Annotated in this window: 21 protein-coding genes; 16 read left to right on the top strand and 5 right to left on the bottom strand. The window is 51.8% G+C overall.

Annotated features, from left to right (window positions below):
- Window positions 1-20 precede the first annotated feature (20 nt).
- From nhaA to CLC93_RS17945, 5 genes are all read left to right on the top strand, one after another.
- Window positions 21-1,202, top strand: coding sequence for a Na+/H+ antiporter NhaA (gene nhaA / locus CLC93_RS05500; RefSeq protein ID WP_095504933.1), 1,182 nt, complete (start codon window positions 21-23; stop codon window positions 1,200-1,202).
- Complete coding sequence (locus CLC93_RS05505) at window positions 1,199-1,576, top strand: hypothetical protein (protein ID WP_095504934.1); 378 nt, start codon at window positions 1,199-1,201, stop codon at window positions 1,574-1,576. The genes nhaA and CLC93_RS05505 overlap by 4 nt, the downstream gene beginning before the upstream one ends.
- A gap of 12 nt (window positions 1,577-1,588) precedes the next feature.
- Window positions 1,589-2,500: a transcriptional activator NhaR gene (nhaR, locus tag CLC93_RS05510; RefSeq protein WP_095504935.1), complete on the top strand. Its 912-nt coding sequence runs from the start codon at window positions 1,589-1,591 to the stop codon at window positions 2,498-2,500.
- Between the two features lie 79 nt (window positions 2,501-2,579).
- Window positions 2,580-2,846: an FAD assembly factor SdhE gene (locus tag CLC93_RS05515; RefSeq protein ID WP_095504936.1), complete on the top strand. Its 267-nt coding sequence runs from the start codon at window positions 2,580-2,582 to the stop codon at window positions 2,844-2,846.
- Window positions 2,746-3,222 (top strand): protein YgfX, encoded by a 477-nt coding sequence (locus tag CLC93_RS17945; protein ID WP_425439837.1) that lies wholly within the window; start codon window positions 2,746-2,748, stop codon window positions 3,220-3,222. The genes CLC93_RS05515 and CLC93_RS17945 overlap by 101 nt, the downstream gene beginning before the upstream one ends.
- Here the strand turns inward: CLC93_RS17945 and nadB are convergent.
- Window positions 3,219-4,814, bottom strand: a complete 1,596-nt coding sequence (nadB, locus tag CLC93_RS05525; RefSeq protein WP_095504938.1) for an L-aspartate oxidase — start codon at window positions 4,812-4,814, stop codon at window positions 3,219-3,221. The two genes, CLC93_RS17945 and nadB, sit on opposite strands and share 4 nt — an antisense overlap.
- Window positions 4,815-5,037: 223 nt before the next feature.
- Here nadB and rpoE point away from each other — a divergent pair, with 223 nt between their 5' ends.
- The 11 genes from rpoE (at window position 5,038) to acpS (ending at window position 14,035) form a co-directional block, all read left to right on the top strand.
- Window positions 5,038-5,616, top strand: coding sequence for an RNA polymerase sigma factor RpoE (gene rpoE / locus CLC93_RS05530; RefSeq protein WP_095504939.1), 579 nt, complete (start codon window positions 5,038-5,040; stop codon window positions 5,614-5,616).
- Window positions 5,617-5,633: 17 nt separating this feature from the next.
- Window positions 5,634-6,257 carry a sigma-E factor negative regulatory protein gene (locus tag CLC93_RS05535; RefSeq protein WP_095504940.1) on the top strand — a complete coding sequence of 208 codons (624 nt, stop codon included), beginning with the start codon at window positions 5,634-5,636 and terminating at the stop codon, window positions 6,255-6,257.
- 54 nt (window positions 6,258-6,311) lie between these two features.
- Window positions 6,312-7,232: a MucB/RseB C-terminal domain-containing protein gene (locus tag CLC93_RS05540; RefSeq protein ID WP_095505036.1), complete on the top strand. Its 921-nt coding sequence runs from the start codon at window positions 6,312-6,314 to the stop codon at window positions 7,230-7,232.
- Complete coding sequence (locus tag CLC93_RS05545) at window positions 7,229-7,684, top strand: SoxR reducing system RseC family protein (RefSeq protein ID WP_095504941.1); 456 nt, start codon at window positions 7,229-7,231, stop codon at window positions 7,682-7,684. Before CLC93_RS05540 ends, CLC93_RS05545 begins: the two co-directional genes overlap by 4 nt.
- Window positions 7,685-7,874: 190 nt before the next feature.
- Entirely contained in the window at window positions 7,875-9,665 is a 1,791-nt protein-coding gene (gene lepA, locus CLC93_RS05550; RefSeq protein WP_095504942.1) for a translation elongation factor 4, read from the top strand.
- 6 nt (window positions 9,666-9,671) lie between these two features.
- Window positions 9,672-10,583, top strand: coding sequence for a signal peptidase I (gene lepB, locus CLC93_RS05555; RefSeq protein WP_095504943.1), 912 nt, complete (start codon window positions 9,672-9,674; stop codon window positions 10,581-10,583).
- Window positions 10,583-11,254 carry a ribonuclease III gene (rnc, locus tag CLC93_RS05560; RefSeq protein WP_095504944.1) on the top strand — a complete coding sequence of 224 codons (672 nt, stop codon included), beginning with the start codon at window positions 10,583-10,585 and terminating at the stop codon, window positions 11,252-11,254. Before lepB ends, rnc begins: the two co-directional genes overlap by 1 nt.
- Window positions 11,255-11,321: 67 nt before the next feature.
- Window positions 11,322-12,203 (top strand): GTPase Era, encoded by an 882-nt coding sequence (era, locus tag CLC93_RS05565; protein ID WP_245837107.1) that lies wholly within the window; start codon window positions 11,322-11,324, stop codon window positions 12,201-12,203.
- A gap of 22 nt (window positions 12,204-12,225) precedes the next feature.
- Complete coding sequence (gene recO / locus CLC93_RS05570) at window positions 12,226-12,927, top strand: DNA repair protein RecO (RefSeq protein ID WP_169902836.1); 702 nt, start codon at window positions 12,226-12,228, stop codon at window positions 12,925-12,927.
- Window positions 12,920-13,651 carry a pyridoxine 5'-phosphate synthase gene (gene pdxJ, locus CLC93_RS05575; RefSeq protein WP_095504947.1) on the top strand — a complete coding sequence of 244 codons (732 nt, stop codon included), beginning with the start codon at window positions 12,920-12,922 and terminating at the stop codon, window positions 13,649-13,651. The genes recO and pdxJ overlap by 8 nt, the downstream gene beginning before the upstream one ends.
- A gap of 3 nt (window positions 13,652-13,654) precedes the next feature.
- On the top strand, window positions 13,655-14,035 hold the full coding sequence (gene acpS, locus CLC93_RS05580; protein ID WP_095504948.1) for a holo-ACP synthase: 381 nt from the start codon (window positions 13,655-13,657) through the stop codon (window positions 14,033-14,035).
- A 24-nt stretch (window positions 14,036-14,059) separates the two neighbouring features.
- Here the strand turns inward: acpS and CLC93_RS05585 are convergent, their stop codons facing one another.
- From CLC93_RS05585 to CLC93_RS05600, 4 genes are all read right to left on the bottom strand, one after another.
- Complete coding sequence (locus CLC93_RS05585; protein ID WP_095504949.1) at window positions 14,060-14,425, bottom strand: MaoP family protein; 366 nt, start codon at window positions 14,423-14,425, stop codon at window positions 14,060-14,062.
- A gap of 123 nt (window positions 14,426-14,548) precedes the next feature.
- Window positions 14,549-15,457 carry an adenosylmethionine decarboxylase gene (locus CLC93_RS05590; protein ID WP_095504950.1) on the bottom strand — a complete coding sequence of 303 codons (909 nt, stop codon included), beginning with the start codon at window positions 15,455-15,457 and terminating at the stop codon, window positions 14,549-14,551.
- A 73-nt stretch (window positions 15,458-15,530) separates the two neighbouring features.
- Window positions 15,531-15,917 (bottom strand): DUF2721 domain-containing protein, encoded by a 387-nt coding sequence (locus CLC93_RS05595; RefSeq protein ID WP_095504951.1) that lies wholly within the window; start codon window positions 15,915-15,917, stop codon window positions 15,531-15,533.
- A 3-nt stretch (window positions 15,918-15,920) separates the two neighbouring features.
- Entirely contained in the window at window positions 15,921-17,183 is a 1,263-nt protein-coding gene (locus CLC93_RS05600; RefSeq protein WP_095504952.1) for an HlyC/CorC family transporter, read from the bottom strand.
- Window positions 17,184-17,247 lie beyond the last annotated feature (64 nt).

Below are 17,247 nucleotides of genomic sequence, written 5' to 3' on the forward strand. Positions count from 1 at the left end.
CTAAATTGCGGAGCGCTTAAATGAGCCAACTTATCAGAAACTTTATGAACCAAGAGTCAGCGGGCGGGATATTGCTGATGATCGCGGTTGCCTTGGCTTTGGTTTTAGCCAACTCACCGCTAGCGGGTTTATACAATGGCTTTATCGAAACCGAAATCCAAGTGCGCATTGGTCACCTGGATATCGACAAACCAGCGCTTCTTTGGATTAACGACGGCTTGATGGCCCTGTTTTTCCTATTGATTGGGCTTGAGGTAAAGCGTGAATTGCTAGAAGGGGCACTATCTAGCCCTGCCAAAGCAGCACTACCAACTTTCGCAGCGATTGGCGGTATGCTAGCGCCGGCTGCTGTCTATCTAATGTTTAACTATGGTACCGACACTCAAGTGGGCTGGGCGATTCCAGCTGCTACAGATATTGCGTTTGCGCTAGGTGTTTTGGCCTTGCTGGGTAACCGTGTACCGGTAGCACTGAAAGTCTTTTTGCTGGCGCTAGCCATCATTGATGACTTGGGTGTGATTGTAATTATTGCTCTGTTCTACACCTCGGAACTGTCGATGGTCAGCTTGATGATCGCAGCTGTTGCTCTGTCTGGCTTGTTCTATTTGAACCGTCGTCGAGTGGCATCGCTAACCCCTTACTTGCTATTGGGTCTGGTGTTGTGGACTGCAGTCCTTAAGTCGGGTGTACACGCGACTCTAGCAGGTGTGGCACTGGCCTTCTTGATTCCGTTACGTGTTGGCAAAGCGTCACCAGCAGAGACCCTAGAGCACAAGCTGCACCCTTGGAGCACCTTCTTAATTCTGCCTGTGTTCGCGTTTGCCAACGCTGGTGTGAACTTGGGTAACTTGAGTCTGGACGCACTAATGTCGCCAGTACCTGTAGGTATTATCCTTGGCCTGGTGATTGGTAAGCCTTTGGGCATCATGCTAACCAGCTGGATTGCAGTGCGCATGGGCTGGGCTCAACTGCCACAAGGCATTACCTGGAACCACATTGCGCCAGTGGGTCTGATGTGTGGTATCGGCTTCACCATGGCCATGTTTATCGCATCCTTGGCTTTCGAGCACGGTGGTATGCAATACGGTGACACCGCCCGTATGGGCATCCTGATTGGATCTGCCATTGCAGCAATCGTCGGCTACTTCTGGTTGGCCGCAGTCACCAAACAACCAGTTCAACAAGCGGAGGTAACGTCATGAAAAGCCAATTCTTAATAGGATCATTTGCCGCAGTATGCTTGCCTGCAATGGCCTCGATGCAACATTGCCAAGAGGATGTAGATTCAGCACTTTGCCAATCCTACCTAAGTGGTAAAGTGGCCGGCGCTTTGGCCTACTCGGATAAGTTCGGATTGCGAGCCAGCGAACAACAGGGGTTTAGTAATCGAGCATTGAACACTCGTGCAAACAACGCTGTGGTACAAGCCAACAAGCGCTATTGCCAAGACCGCATACCTTCCAATGAAGATCTGGTTACCCGATTGGGTGAAGGCATTGAGCAAGGCCGCATTGCGAACGACAACGACTTGACTCGAGCACTACGTAGTAAATTAGACTGTGAACGTTTGCCGTAAGCAAGGGACAGCATGTCGCATCTAAATTACAACCATCTGTACTACTTCTGGATGGTCAAATCCAAAGGCTCGGTAGCGAAAGCTGCCGAGGCTTTGTACGTTACTCCTCAAACCATTACTGGCCAAATTCGTCAGTTAGAACACAGGCTTGGCGACCGACTGTTTGAGCGTGACGGGCGTCGGTTAAAGGCCACGGAATTGGGTGAGTTGGTGTATCGCTACGCCGATAAAATGTTCATTCTCAGCTACGAAATGATGGACATACTCAACTATCAAAAAGACGGCAATATTCTTTTTGAAGTGGGTATCGCTGACGCCTTGTCAAAAGCCTTGGCCAGTCGAATATTGCTCGAGGTGGTACCGTCCGATGGCTCAATTCATCTGTGTTGCTATGAGTCCACTCACCAAGATTTGATCGAACGGCTAAAACAACACAAGTTAGACATGATTTTGTCGGACTGTGCTGGCGAGTCACTCAAGCATCCGGATATTTTGTCCAAACAATTAGGTGAAACCGGCGTGTCTTTTTTCTGCGGAGAGCCCATTGAAGGGGATTTCCCCGAGTGCTTAGAAAGCAAACCCCTGCTGATCCCCGGACGTCAAACCTCCTTAGGACAGCAACTGTTGCGTTGGTTTGACGAGCGCGGGCTAGAAGTGCAAATCATGGCTGAGTTCGACGATGTGGCCATGATGAAAAGCTTTGGTTTCATGCATCAGGGCATCTTTGTGGTACCCACGCTGAATCGCGAGGAGTACATTAAAAGGGGGATGCACTTGGTGGGCAGCACTGACGAAGTCAAAGATGTTTATCACGTGATGTTTGCCGAGCGTATGATTCAGCATCCCGCGGTAAAAAGACTACTTTCGACTGACTTTGGCGATCTTTTTAGCGGTGATGACCCTCGAGTACCTAGGGTCGACTAAACTGCGATAAAGTCTGGCGTCTTGCGCCTCCCACTGACATAATCGGCCTGCTGAAAAATTGATACTCAAGGATCTCACTATGTCGAACGCCACCGCATCCGCAGACTCGCAAAAAGCCCGCCTGTTATGGGCCTGTCGCCGAGGCATGCTAGAGCTGGATGTGTTGTTTACCCCATTTGTGGAACAGCAATTCGACAGTCTATCCAGTGCCGACAAAGCCGGTTTTGAGCGCTTGCTTGAGTGCGATGATCCCGAGTTGTTTGCATGGTTCATGGGCCACGAGGAGTGTCAGGATCCCGAATTGGCAGCAATGGTTATCAAAGTACGTGGCCGAGTTAAGCCATAACTTTGTCCTAGCTCCACACCCTAGCGCGGCCGCACTGGGGTTAATTCCATACCTTTTTGTTTGTCTTTGGTTGTTGGTGATGGAGCCAAACACCTTAGGGCACGTTTTTCAGATTCTTGCGCTTGGGCTGGTGTTTGCCTTGGCTTGGCGGCACTGGTGTCGAGCTAACGGGCAGAGATGGCGCTTTGGTTTGAATGAACAAAAATCTGGACAGTGGCACGGCGGCGAGACACTAAGAGTGAGCTGTGTTTTGATTCGCCAGCCCTATCTACTCTGGTTCGAGCTTGCCAGCGAAGGCGGAAGGCAGTGGTTAATAGTACTGCCTTGCCAATTGCCCCAGCGCCATTTTCGGCGCCTCAGTCGCTTGTTGGGCTAATCTGGCTTAAGCCGGCTTGGTTGCGCGTCGTCTGCTAAGTCTGGGTAATCTATGTTGTAATGCAAACCACGGCTTTCTTTTCGCTGCATGGCACAGCGAATAATCAGCTCAGCCACTTGCACCAAGTTACGCAATTCGAGCAGATTATTGCTCACTCGAAAATTGGCGTAGTACTCGTGAATTTCTTGCTGCAACATTTCCACTCGGCGTAAGGCACGCTGCAGTCGTTTGTCTGAGCGCACAATACCCACATAGTCCCACATGAATAACCTGAGTTCGTGCCAGTTGTGGGCAATCACCACTTCTTCATCGGAATCGCTGACCTGGCTTTCGTCCCAAGCCGGCAAATCGCTGGCAATCGCCACTTGCTCGAGCTGAGGCAAAATACTTTGGGCAGTGGCGCGGGCAAATACCAAACACTCCAACAAAGAGTTACTGGCCATGCGATTGGCGCCGTGTAAACCCGTGTAGGCCACTTCGCCAATGGCGTACAAACCTTTGACTCGAGTTTCACCTTGAAGGTTGGTCACTACCCCGCCACAGGTGTAGTGAGCTGCGGGAACCACAGGGATGGCGTCGCGAGTGATATCTAATCCAAGGCCCAAGCAACGCTCATAAATGGTTGGGAAGTGTTTCTTGATGAAATCTGGTGACTTGTGGCTAATGTCCAGATAAACGCAATCGGCCCCCAAGCGCTTCATTTCGAAATCGATAGCACGGGCGACTACATCGCGAGGTGCTAGCTCTTCGCGCTCGTCAAAGTCCGGCATAAAGCGACTGCCGTCCGGGCGTTTGAGCACGGCTCCTTCGCCGCGCAAGGCCTCGGTCAACAAAAAGTTGCGTGCTTGCTCGTGGTACAAACAAGTGGGGTGAAATTGGTTGAACTCAAGATTGGCCACTTCGCAGCCGGCGCGCCAAGCCATGGCAATACCATCGCCACTGGCAATATCGGGGTTTGAGGTGTACTGATAAACGTTAGAAGCACCACCGGTGGCCAAAGTGACAAACTTGGCGGCGACGGTTTCAACTTGCTCTGTGTCGCGATTCCAAATGTAGGCACCCAGCACTCGGTTGCCCGCGCGGCCCAATTTGCGGCTAGTGATCAAATCAATAGCATTGCAGCGTTCCGCCACTTCAATGTTAGGGTGATTGCGTACCTTTTGCGCCAAGGTCAGTTGCACCTCTTTGCCGGTAGCATCGGCGGCGTGCAATATACGGCGGTGACTGTGTCCGCCTTCGCGAGTCAGGTGATACTTATTCGATTGGTTGTCCATCTTGTCAAAGGACACGCCGCGGCGAATTAGCCACTCTAACGAATCTTTAGCGCTGGTGGCGGTAAACTCTACCGTCTGCTTGTCACACAAACCTGCGCCGGCTTTGAGGGTGTCGTTGACGTGGGCTTCGATGCTGTCGTTCTCATCGAAAACCGCTGCAATCCCGCCTTGGGCGTAATAAGTCGACCCTTCGTTGAGCACGCTTTTGCTGATCAGAATGACTTTGGCATTCTCAGCGACAGACAGGGCCAAGGTCATACCGGCGGCACCGCTGCCGACGATCAAAATATCGCATTGCTTAGAAGGAGCTTGGGTCATGCTATTAATAGAATCTCTTTGAATGTCGCCATGTTAGCCAAAAACCGCCATAATGGATACGTTTAACCGGTTGATGCATAGGTGCGTTTAGACACTTTTTAGACAATCGCCAACTTTTTTACAAAATTTTACGAACTTTTCGAATTAGGGCCAGTCTATACCTTTGCAATTGATTCGGCCGCGAAGCAAAAACAGACAGACCGTTAGGAGTGAAACGGCTCGGATGAGTAGCCAGGATAGTGATCAACAATTAGTTGAACGGGTTCAACAAGGAGACAAGAACGCTTTCAATTTGTTGGTACAAAAGTACCAGCATAAAGTAGCAAACTTGATTTCTCGATACGTGAAAAATCAAGGTGATGTGGCCGACGTGTCACAAGAAGCCTTTATCAAAGCCTATCGAGCCTTGCCCAATTTTCGTGGAGACAGTGCGTTTTATACCTGGTTGTACCGAATTGCGGTTAACACTGCGAAAAACTATTTGGTCTCTCAGGGACGTCGACCACCCGCCAACGATGTGGCCGTGGAAGACGCTGAGTTCTACGAAGCCGGGGATGCCCTGCGTGAGGTCGCCTCGCCTGAACGAGTGCTACTCTCAAGTGAAATTAAACAGGTAGTGTTTGACACCATCGAACAGCTACCAGACGAATTGAAAATGGCGATTACCCTGCGAGAGATCGAAGGGATGAGTTACGAAGACATCGCTAATGTTATGGAATGCCCAGTAGGAACGGTGCGATCGCGCATCTTTCGAGCTCGGGAAGCCGTAGATAAACGATTGCAGCCTTTGCTGCAGGGTTAAGTGAAAACAGGTGTGTAATGACAATCGAACGCAATGAATGGATATCGGCAGCAGTCGATGACGAGAATAGCCACCAAACGTTGGCGACCCTCGACAGCGAGACTACTGATGCCCAAAAGTGGCAGAGCTACCACCTGATTGGTGACGCCATGCGTGATGAGCTGCCGCAGAATCTAGACTTTGACATCAGTGCCAAGGTTGCAGCAGCGCTAGAAGACGAGCCATCGATTGTGGCACCTAAGCCAGCTCAGGCTGAACCTGAGCAAGCACCGAAGAAATCCGGTGTTGTGGTTCCATTCTTACGTCAGTTTGGTCAGTATGCGATTGCTGCCAGCGTCGCGATTGTGGCTGTGATTGGTATTCAAGGCCAAGGTCAAAATGGCGCTGATGAGCTTTCACCACTGCCAGTGTTACAAACCAATCCGCTGATTGGCAGCGCATCACCGGTGAGCCTGCAAGCACCGAGTATGCAAGAGCGCGAGCGCGCTAATGCCAGTCTTGAAGAGCAGCGTGCCGAAGCTCAGCGCCAGCGTTTGAACGCCTACTTGCAAGACCACATGTTGCAACAGCGCTTGAACCATGCTGTGATGGAACCAAATGCAGCCAAGGGTCCCGCTGAGATGCAGGACAATCAACGCTAGTTAGGAGTTCAATTGCAACGCCTATTGATTTTGGGGCTCACTCTGCTGAGCCTCATGGCACAAGCCGAAACCGCAGAACCGAAAGAAACCACCGCCGAGGTCTGGCTAGAGCGCATGAGCCAGGCCCTCAACAATAATCAGTTCAAAGCTTCTATGGTTCACCTGCAATCCAATCAGGTGCGACCGCTGATCTATATCCACGGCCAAACCGACAAGCAGCAAATTGCCTTTATGGACCACTTAAATGGCCCATACAAGAGCGCGGTGCGCGTGGGGCAAGTGGTGACTTACTTAGAGCAAGACCAACCCCCTTACAGTGTTAACGCCAGCCGCATTCCAGGCTTGTTTCCGGCGGTGTTTGCCCAAGAGCTGGAACGCTTAAATCAGGGCTACGAATTTGTTCTGGGTGGTCGCAATCGCATTGCCGCGCGAACCGCTCAGTTGGTGCGAGTCGTTGCCCGCGATGAGCACAGATTCAGCTACATGGTGTGGCTAGACACAGAGACTGCACTGCCATTGCGCTTAGATATGCTCGCAGGGGAGCAACTGCTTGAACGCTTGATGGTGATTGAGCTGAGTATGATGGACGAACCTGCCGGTATTTTGTTAGAAGCGGCCCGTCGCGACTGGCCTGCAGTGATTGAAACTCCGTCGGTGGCCACTGACTCGCAGTGGCATTTTGGCTGGCTCCCGGCCGGATTTGAAGAAACCGTGCGAGACCAACATCGTCTGTTTGGCGCCAACGAAGCGGTGGAGTACGCCTCGCTTACCGACGGTTTAGTACAGATTTCTGTGTATTTGTCTGTTGCAGGACAAGTGGACTTGCCAGAACACGTCACTCACAACAATGGCACAGCGATCGCCAGTGCTCGCCATGGCGATCTAGAAGTGGTAGCGATAGGCAAAGTGCCTGCCGATACCTTGCATCGCATTGCGCTAAGCATTCGCCCAGGCGGCGCCGACTCAGAACAATGATCGAAGAGTTGGGAAAAGTGGTTCTTCGAGATGGCCAGCAGTTGGTCATCGAGGTGAGCCGCAAGTCGGCCTGCAACCATTGCGATAGCAGCGACAATTGCGGCGTTTCCGCCGTGTCAAAAGCCTTTTCTGACGAGCGTCATCTGATTGAAATCACTTGCGAAGGTGAGTTTCAACAGGGCGATTTACTGCGCTTGGGGATCCCAGAGGACAAGTTCGTTAAAGCGGCGGCTTGGGTCTATCTGGTTCCCTTGATTGGGTTAATCGGCGGTGCTGTGGTAGGTCAATGGCTGCAGCCGTTAGGGGCGGGAGATGCCAGTGCGATAGCCGGTGCCGCGGTAGGTGCTGGGTTGGGCTGGTGGCTCGCCAAAAGTGCCGCCAAGCGTCTAAGTCGAAAAACGCAGCCAGTGGTACTGCAAAATTTGGGGCGTCAAACCCTAGTGCGCGGCTAGTTCGACGCCCCTCGACTATGCCAATGGCTCATCTCAGTTATCCTTTCCTTTAGATCCCCAACTTGTGGTATGATTCGCGCCCAAGTTTTTCGGTAATCCATACACGTCAATTTGCGACCGGCGCTGGCTTGGCTAAGCTAACAAACAGACCCATCTGCGCCCGTCCCGACTACGGTTTTAGTAATTCAGCATGAAACACATTCGCAATTTCAGCATTATTGCACACATTGACCACGGCAAATCCACTTTGTCGGATCGTCTTATCCAAACTTGTGGCGGCTTGTCCGATCGCGAAATGGAAGCTCAGGTTCTCGATTCGATGGACCTCGAACGCGAACGCGGAATTACCATTAAAGCCCAAAGCGTGACCTTGGATTACAAGGCCGACGACGGTGAAACTTATCAGCTTAACTTCATCGACACTCCCGGACACGTGGACTTCACCTACGAAGTATCGCGCAGCCTAGCGGCCTGTGAAGGGGCGCTGTTAGTGGTTGACGCCGGTCAGGGGGTAGAAGCCCAGACTTTGGCCAACTGCTATACCGCTATCGACATGGACCTAGAAGTAGTGCCAATTCTGAATAAGATTGACCTGCCGCAAGCGGATCCAGATCGCGTCGCCGAAGAAATCGAAGACATCGTTGGTATCGATGCCACCGAAGCAGTGCGTTGCTCGGCCAAAACCGGTGTTGGTATTAAAGACGTACTGGAAGAGATCGTTCAAAAGGTGCCTTCGCCAGAGGGTGATCCTGATGCACCGCTACAAGCACTGATCATCGATTCTTGGTTCGATAACTACCAAGGCGTTGTGTCTTTGGTTCGAATCAAAAACGGCAGCCTGAAAAAGAACGATAAGTTTAAAGTAATGAGCACAGGCCAAGTGCACCAAGTGGATCACATTGGTATTTTCACGCCAAAGCAAACCGACACTGGCGTGCTTAACGCCGGCGAAGTGGGTTTCGTGATTGCCGGCATCAAAGACATTTTGGGGGCTCCTGTGGGGGATACCCTGACCTTGGCCAAACACGGCGCCGAAGAGCCGCTACCGGGTTTCCAGAAAGTGAAGCCGCAGGTATACGCTGGTCTGTTCCCAATTTCCTCAGACGACTACGAGAACTTCCGTGACGCCTTGGGCAAATTAAGCCTTAATGACGCCTCTTTGTTCTATGAGCCAGAAACCTCAACCGCCTTGGGCTTTGGTTTCCGCTGTGGCTTCTTGGGCATGCTGCACATGGAAATCATTCAGGAGCGCTTGGAGCGCGAGTACAACCTGGACCTGATTACCACAGCACCGACGGTTATCTACGAAGTCGAAAAAACCAATGGCGAAACCGTTCACGTCGACAACCCGTCCGACTTGCCCGCCATTAATGAAATTGAACAACTGGCAGAGCCAATTGTCGAAGCCAATATCCTAGTGCCAAAAGAGTACTTGGGGAATGTGATTACCTTGTGTATCGAAAAGCGCGGTGTGCAAACCGACATGAGCTACCACGGCAATCAAGTGGCGGTGAACTACGAACTGCCCATGGCCGAAGTGGTGTTGGACTTCTTTGACCGTTTGAAATCCACCTCGCGCGGTTATGCCTCGCTGGACTACAACTTTAAGCGCTTCCAGCCGGCAGACATGGTTCGCCTGGACGTGCTGATCAACGGCGAGCGGGTTGATGCTCTAGCCATCATTACTCACCGTGAGAACTCGCACTACCGCGGTCGAGCGCTGGTTGAGAAAATGAAAGAGCTGATTCCACGACAGATGTTTGATATCGCGATTCAAGCGGCGATTGGCAATCAGGTTGTGGCTCGCTCTACCGTTAAAGCCTTGCGCAAAGACGTAACTGCTAAGTGTTACGGTGGTGACGTGTCGCGTAAGAAGAAACTGCTTCAGAAGCAGAAAGAAGGTAAGAAGCGCATGAAGTCCTTGGGCAACGTGGAAGTGCCACAAGAAGCCTTCTTGGCCGTATTGAAAGTAGGAGATTAACTCTAGATGGCGGCGTACTTTTCGTTAATTCTGGTACTAGTAACCCTGGGCTCAGGGCTTATCTGGCTGCTGGATGTGAAAGTGTTTAAACCCAAGCGCTTGGCGAGTCTGAGCGCTGCGCAGTCCAATGGCCAAATCAGCGAAGAGGCAGCGGCGAAGATCACTCAAGAGCCGGCGATCGTCGAAACTTCTCGCTCGATTTTCCCTGTCATTGCCTTTGTGTTGGTACTGCGCTCATTCCTGTGGGAACCCTTCCAAATTCCGTCGGGCTCTATGATGCCAACTCTGCTGGTGGGCGATTTTATTCTGGTAGAGAAGTTCGCCTATGGGCTTAAAGACCCGGTTTGGCGCAACAAGCTTGTGGAAACCGGCGAGCCTAAGCGCGGCGACGTTGCCGTGTTTAAGTATCCGGTAGATACGCGTATTGATTACATCAAACGCATTGTCGGTTTGCCTGGTGACACCATTCGCTACCGCAACAAGCAGCTATATATCAAACCCGCTTGTGACTCTGGTGAGAACTGCCAAGACTTTCAGTTGGTCAGCCGCTCTTTGGTCAATCGCGACGAATACTTCCAAGGCCCATACCCACTGACGCGCTACACTGAGCAGTTAGGCGAAGTGAGCCACGATATTTTGGTTAACACCCAACGTCCAGATCCTATTGGCATGTTCTTCCAAGAAGACGGCGTGCCCCGCGGTGATTTTGTGGTGCCAGAAGGACACTACTTCGGGATTGGCGACAACCGTGATAACAGCACAGATAGTCGTTTTTGGGGCTTTATCAAAGACGAGCACTTAGTAGGTAAGGCGGTTGCGATATGGATAAGCTTTGAGTTTGAGCGCAGCGAAGATAGCCTGCTGCCAACTTGGATCCCGACCGGCGTTCGCTTTAACCGTGTTGGTGGCATTAGTTAGTGGCTGATTTAAACAAATTGTGCCGCATTATCGGCTACCAATTTAACGACATCTCTCATTTGCAGCTGGCGATGACTCATCGCAGCGCGGCCGGTCAGCACAACGAACGCCTAGAGTTCTTAGGCGATTCTGTGTTGTCTGTGGTGATCGCCGAAGAGTTGTTCCACCGCTTTCCCAAAGTCAACGAAGGCGCGCTAACGCGCATGCGCTCAGCTTTGGTAAAGGGCGATACGCTGTCTGAAATTGGCTTGGAATTTGAGCTAGGCGATTACATTCGATTAGGCGCTGGTGAGCTTAAAAGCGGTGGTTTTCGTCGCGCCTCGATTCTGGCAGACGCTGTCGAAGCGATTATTGGTGCTGTCTATCTGGACTCGGACTTTGCCACGGTCAAAGCCTTGCTGTTGCGCTGGTACCAGACTCGCTTAGATACGGTGCAGCCGGTCAATCAAAAGGACGCCAAAACTCGCTTGCAAGAGTACTTACAAGGGCGTCGTTTGCCATTGCCAGAGTACGTGGTCACAGAGATCACCGGTGAGTCCCACCGTCAAGAATTTACCGTCGAGTGTCGCACCAGCGAGCTAAACCAGCCTGTGGTTGCCAAGGGCAGCTCTCGTCGCAAGGCGGAACAAATTGCCGCTGCTAAAGTATTGGAGCAAATCCATGGCCGATAACTCTCAAGATTTCGACCCTATCGAACCGGGCAGCCTGACACCGGAAGAGGGCGAGCAACGCATCGCCATGGTGGCCATTGTCGGTCGCCCAAACGTGGGCAAATCGACCCTGCTCAATCGCATTCTTGGACAAAAAGTATCCATCACGTCGCGTAAGCCGCAAACTACTCGCCATCGCATTATGGGTATTCATACCGAAGGCGATTGTCAGCTGCTGTTTGTCGACACTCCCGGCCTGCACAGCGAAGAAAAGCGCGCCATTAACCGCTACATGAACCGCGCTGCCTCCAGCTCGATTGGCGATGTAGAAATGGTGATGTTTGTGGTGGATGGCATGAACTGGACCGCCGACGATGAGCTGGTGCTCAACAAGGTGAAAAAGGGTTCCGGGTCGCGCAAGACGGTGTTGGTCATCAACAAGATTGACCAAATCAAAGAAAAAGACGTCTTACTGCCATACCTGCAAGAACTGCAGAAAAAGTTTGCTTTTGATGCCATCGTGCCTGTATCGGCCAAAAGCGGCGACCGTGTCCCTCAATTGCTGGAGTTGGCCAAAAACGCCAGCTACGAAGGCGCTCACTTCTTTCCAGAAGAGTACGTGACCGATCGCTCCTCGCGCTTTATGGCGGCCGAGATCATTCGCGAAAAACTGATTCGCTACACAGGCGATGAACTGCCTTATTCGGTGACCGTAGAGATAGAGCGTTTTGCGCTAATGGACAACGGCGTTTATCAGATCAATGGTTTGATTTTGGTGGAACGCAGCGGTCAGAAGAAGATGATCATCGGTAACAAAGGCGAGAAGATTAAAACCATCGGCCGCGAAGCCCGCCTCGATATGGAGCGCCTGTTCGACAACAAGGTGTTTCTCGAGATGTGGGTTAAGGTGAAATCCGGCTGGGCCGATGACGAACGCGCTTTGCGTAGCCTAGGCTACGGCGAGGACTAACCAGCAGTCGACAAGGATGCCGATGCAGCGAGCCTACTTGCTACATTCCCGCCCGTACCAGGAGCACAAGCTACTGATTGAGCTGCTGACCGAATCTCAGGGGCGCATTGGCGCTGTGGTCCGCGTTGGCACCTCTAAAGCTCAGCGCCTAAAGCGAGCGCTGTTACAGCCTTTCCAACCTTTGCAAATCGAACTCAGTGGCCGCAGTCAGCTCAAGACCTTGAGTCGAGTGGAAGCGGCCGCACCCGCGCTACCATTGGTGGGCAAACCACAATATGCAGGTTTGTATCTCAACGAATTGTGCGTGCGTTTACTGGCGGAAGGTGACCCAGTGCCCTGTGTGTTTGATGGCTATCACCAAAGCTTGCTAGGCTTAGCCAAAGCCGAACCAATGGAGCCAACCCTGCGCTATTTTGAATGGCTGTTACTCGACGCCTTGGGCGCAGCACCTTCGTTGCAGTTTGATACTCAAGGCGGTGAGATTGAGGCTAAGGGTCGCTACCAACTAGTACCGCAGCAAGGGTTTGAAGCCAGTCAGCTCAATGAGCCAGGGGCTAATTATTCTGGGCAAACTTTGGAGAGTTTGTCCGCGCGTCAACTGACACCAGAGCAGTGGCGTGAAAGTAAGCATTTACTCAGACAATTATTATCCCCATTGCTAGGGGACAAGCCGCTGACCAGCCGAGCGCTGTTTCAGCCGCGCAAAGGAGACAGCAGTGACTGAACTTTATCTTGGGGTCAACATTGACCACATCGCTACCCTTCGCCAAGCTCGAGGCACCACTTACCCGGATCCTGTGCACGCTGCGGCGGTAGCTGAGCACGCTGGTGCGGATGGCATCACCATTCATTTGCGCGAAGACCGTCGCCACATTGTCGATCGCGACGTGGAAGTGTTGGCGCAAACCATTAAGACTCGTATGAATCTGGAAATGGCTGTCACCGAAGAGATGTTGGCGATTGCTGAGCGCATTCAACCAACATACGTCTGTCTGGTTCCAGAGAAGCGCGAAGAGCTGACCACTGAAGGTGGCTTGGACGTTGCCGGACAGCAGGCCAAAATTGCCGACGCAGTGGCGCGCTTGAGCGCCAAGGGTATCAAGGTTAGCCTGTTTATTGATGCGGATCCTAAACAGATTGACGCTACTGTGGCCTGTGGTGCGCCTTACATTGAAATCCACACTGGTCACTACGCTGATGCCGAAGATGACGCTACTCAGGCCGCTGAGCTTAAGCGCATTGCTGAAATGGCGACCTATGCTCATGGCAAGGGATTGATTGTGAATGCCGGTCACGGTCTGCACTATCACAACGTTCAGCCAATTGCCGCCATTCCAGAGTTTTATGAGCTCAACATTGGCCACGCGATTATCGCTCGTGCCGCCGTCGATGGCCTAGGTAAAGCGGTCGCTGATATGAAGGCACTAATGCGCCAGGCGAGGGCTTAAGCCATGGCTGTGGTGGGAATTGGTACTGACTTGGTGGAAGTGGCTCGGGTGGAGGCTCAACTGGGTCGTCTCGGCGATCGTTTTGCCAAACGAATTCTCACCGAGCGCGAGTTGGCGATCTACCACGAGCACAAGCAAGCGGGGCGCTATTTGGCCAAGCGTTTTGCCGCCAAAGAGGCGGTGGCTAAGGCCTTAGGTACAGGCATTGGCCGCGGTGTTTCCTTTCAGCACATTGAAATTAGCAATGATCTCAATGGCGCACCCTTGTGCCACCTAAGCGATGGCGCGCAACAGCGCCTAGCTGAGCTGGGTGGCACTCGAATTCACATCAGTATCAGCGACGAGCGTCATTACGCCAGCGCCTTTGCCGTCGCTGAAAGCTAGCGGCAAGACCCGCTAGCTAGGCTGTTAATCGTATCCGTACTCACTCACGCTGTCTGCGGCCTGTTCAGCGAGCGTGTACGCTGCTGGTGTTGCGCGGCTATTCAGACTGTAAAAGTGTTTGGGACTGCGAGTGTGGGTTATGTATTTTAACCACACTCGTTCTAATCTGGAACGGGCCCGCTTAGGGTCCTTTAGCGACTTAACGAACTGACGTTCTTCAGCGTTGGCCGGTGCTAGTAGGCCCGACTCTAAGGCGCGCATAGTGTCGCCATAGTTAGTCAATAGCTCGCTCTCCAATAGAGTAAAATTACCCGACTTGGCAAAGCCTCGTGGAAACGCAACGTCATCGTAAAAGCGCTTCTCGCCTGGACGAAACAGTATTTCAGACATGATTACCCTCGCTATGTGAACCGTCTGCAATAGCGAGAAATTAAATCCAAATTCCAAAATTGAAAATCAAAAGATTTTTGTGGTGATGATAAGACTTGCTTATCGTCAAGCGTGACTGTCTTTCTATGTACCAAGCGGGCACATAAAGTGCTTGAAGTCCACTGGATACACCGCTTGAAGCGAGGCGCTTTGGTGGGCGACTAACACGGTATCGTCGCTCGCAGTCAGGCTCGGCGAGCAATTAAAGGTTATAAGGTCAAACGAGCTGGGATTCAGAATCTGGCAAAGCTGGTCAAGCAGCGTTGGATGGTTCAGCGCCAAGTCTATGTTGGTTTCAAAGCTGACGTAGGAAGAGTCCTCTTGGGGAGTAATGTGGATGGTGAAGTACTGGCAGCCCTTCACACCATTTACCGAATAACCATAGGGTTCAAATAAGAAGTCATCGATTATAAAGCCTGCAAACAAGTCTTCCAGCGCCAACGCACGGCGCACTCCTGCAATGCTTTGCCCCTGGGATCTTAAGTAATCAGCCGCCTCACCACTTATGTGATACATGAGTAGCTCAGTGTTGATGTCTAATGCCTTGGGTTGATGGCCAGCGTGCCAATACCAGATGAAGTTGTGGTGGCCATCAAGGTGGCCCAGCTGATGAGCACGGCCTGGCAACCACTGACTCAGCTGTTGTTGGTCTTGCTCAAAGGTGGTTTTTTGCAGGTGGGACTGGTATTCGTTTTTGCGCTGAAAACTCACTTCGGCCAGTAGTTCACGGTCAAATCTTTGTAAAAAGAAGCCAATGGAATCAACCAAAGAGATGTTACCGCAGGTGATCATCACAAAGCGGTCGTCCCACACAAACAGGCTAGACTCGGACAGAATAAAGGCATCAAGCTCGGCGCTTTGAACCTGAGACAGAATACTGGCTTGGCTTTGAGCTACTAGCGCGCGCCAAAATTCAATGCCTAGCTCCCGTAAAGAGCCCGCTTGTGGAGTGACTCGAATTTGGACTTTTTTTTCTGAGCCCTCAAAGAACATAGGGTACCTAGGCTATTAACAAACGCGTCTAGCAAAATTTTAGCGATAACGCATGGATAATGGAAAGGGGCCGCTAGCCTTCGTTCTCTCGATCGGCCAACACGATATCTAGCGCCTTGGTAGAAATCATCACTTCCCATAGTGAAATCACCAGTGAGCCCATCAGAGTGAATACCGCCAGCATGAAGACTTGCGCGCCCACATCGGCGTGGTCCATGTAAATCAGCTGCATCGATAGGGTACAGAGAATAAAGGCAATCACTCCAAGCGCTTGCATGGTCTTAATCAAGCTTAGACGTCGGCGTAGGTTGGGGATCTGTTTGACTTGCAGGTCCGGGCGATTGCCTCGGTCCGAATGAATGTCGCGAATCAGCTTGGCGAGTACGAAAAAGCGATTGGTGTAGGCCAGCATGATCAAAGCGATAGCACTGAATAAGATCGCAGGGGTACCTAGGTTCATGACTTACTCCGGGTTCAAATTGATGAAGCGCACTGTCTTAATGCGATTCTCGCGCACTTCGACAATCTCCATCGGGTATTGCTCGATTTTCAAGCTGACTTGCTCTTGGGGCAAGTCTTCTAGGAATTCAATGATAAGCCCGTTAAGGGTTTTTGGCCCATTGGTGGGTAGATGCCAACCCATTTCCTTATTCAGTTCACGCAAGCTGACACTGCCTTCAATCAGCACGCTGCCGTCTTGTTGCGGTTGTATGTCCTCGGATACTGATGGTGTGGCTGAGGTTGTGAAGTCCCCGACGATCTCCTCAAGGATATCCTCTAGGGTCACAAGCCCTTGAATGTCACCATACTCGTCTACTACCAGACCGATGCGCTCGTTGTTGCGCTGGAACTTGAGTAGCTGCACGTTTAGCGGCGTGCCTTCGGGAATGTAATAGGGTTCTTTACTCGAGCGCAGCAGAGTGGCTTTGGTGAACTGCTGCTTGGTTAATAGGCGCATCACCTCGCGCATGTGCAAAAAGCCCACCACGTCATCTATGGTGTCGCGATACAAGACTACTCGTGTACGTGGGCTATGGGTCAGTGCCTTGTTAATGACCTTGATGTCGTCGTTGACGTTTATCGCGAATATTTCGGCGCGAGGGATCATCACGTCTTCTACCGTGACCTTCTCTAAGTCAAGGATCGACAGTAGCATGTCGCGGTGACGACTTGGGATCATAGTACCGGTTTCGTGCACCACGGTACGCAGCTCTTCTTGGCTGAGATCGTCTTCCTCGGGTTTGGTTTTAATACCCAGTAAGGCTAAAAATCCGTTGGTGATGAAATTAACAGTAATCACTAGGGGGCTGAGCACTTTGAGCAAGACTTTGAGTAGTGCGCTCGATGGGTAGGCGACCCGTTCTGGGTATAGCGCGGACACAGTTTTGGGTGTGACCTCGGCAAACACTAATACCACTAAGGTGAGTACACCGGTGGCAATGGCGATGCCCACATCGCCGTACAAACGCATGCCAATGACAGTGGCAATGGCGGACGCGAGAATGTTGACTAGGTTGTTGCCAATCAGAATTAAACCAATTAAGCGGTCAGGTTTTTCCAGTAGCTCGCCCGCTCGGCGAGCGCCGCGGTGGCCCTCTTTGCGCAAATGGCGCAAACGATAGCGATTGAGGGACATCATCGCGGTTTCTGAACCAGAAAAGTAAGCAGAGACGAGAATGAGCCCTGCTAGAATCAGCAGTAAAGTGCCGGTACTTATGTCGTCCAAAAAGTGGCTTAACTCCCTGTTAGCGGACAGATAGGCCCAAGCAAAAGCGCTCGGGCCGGTAGCC

The organism is Paraferrimonas sedimenticola, from assembly GCF_002282855.1.
Taxonomy (GTDB): Bacteria; Pseudomonadota; Gammaproteobacteria; order Enterobacterales; family Shewanellaceae; genus Paraferrimonas; species Paraferrimonas sedimenticola.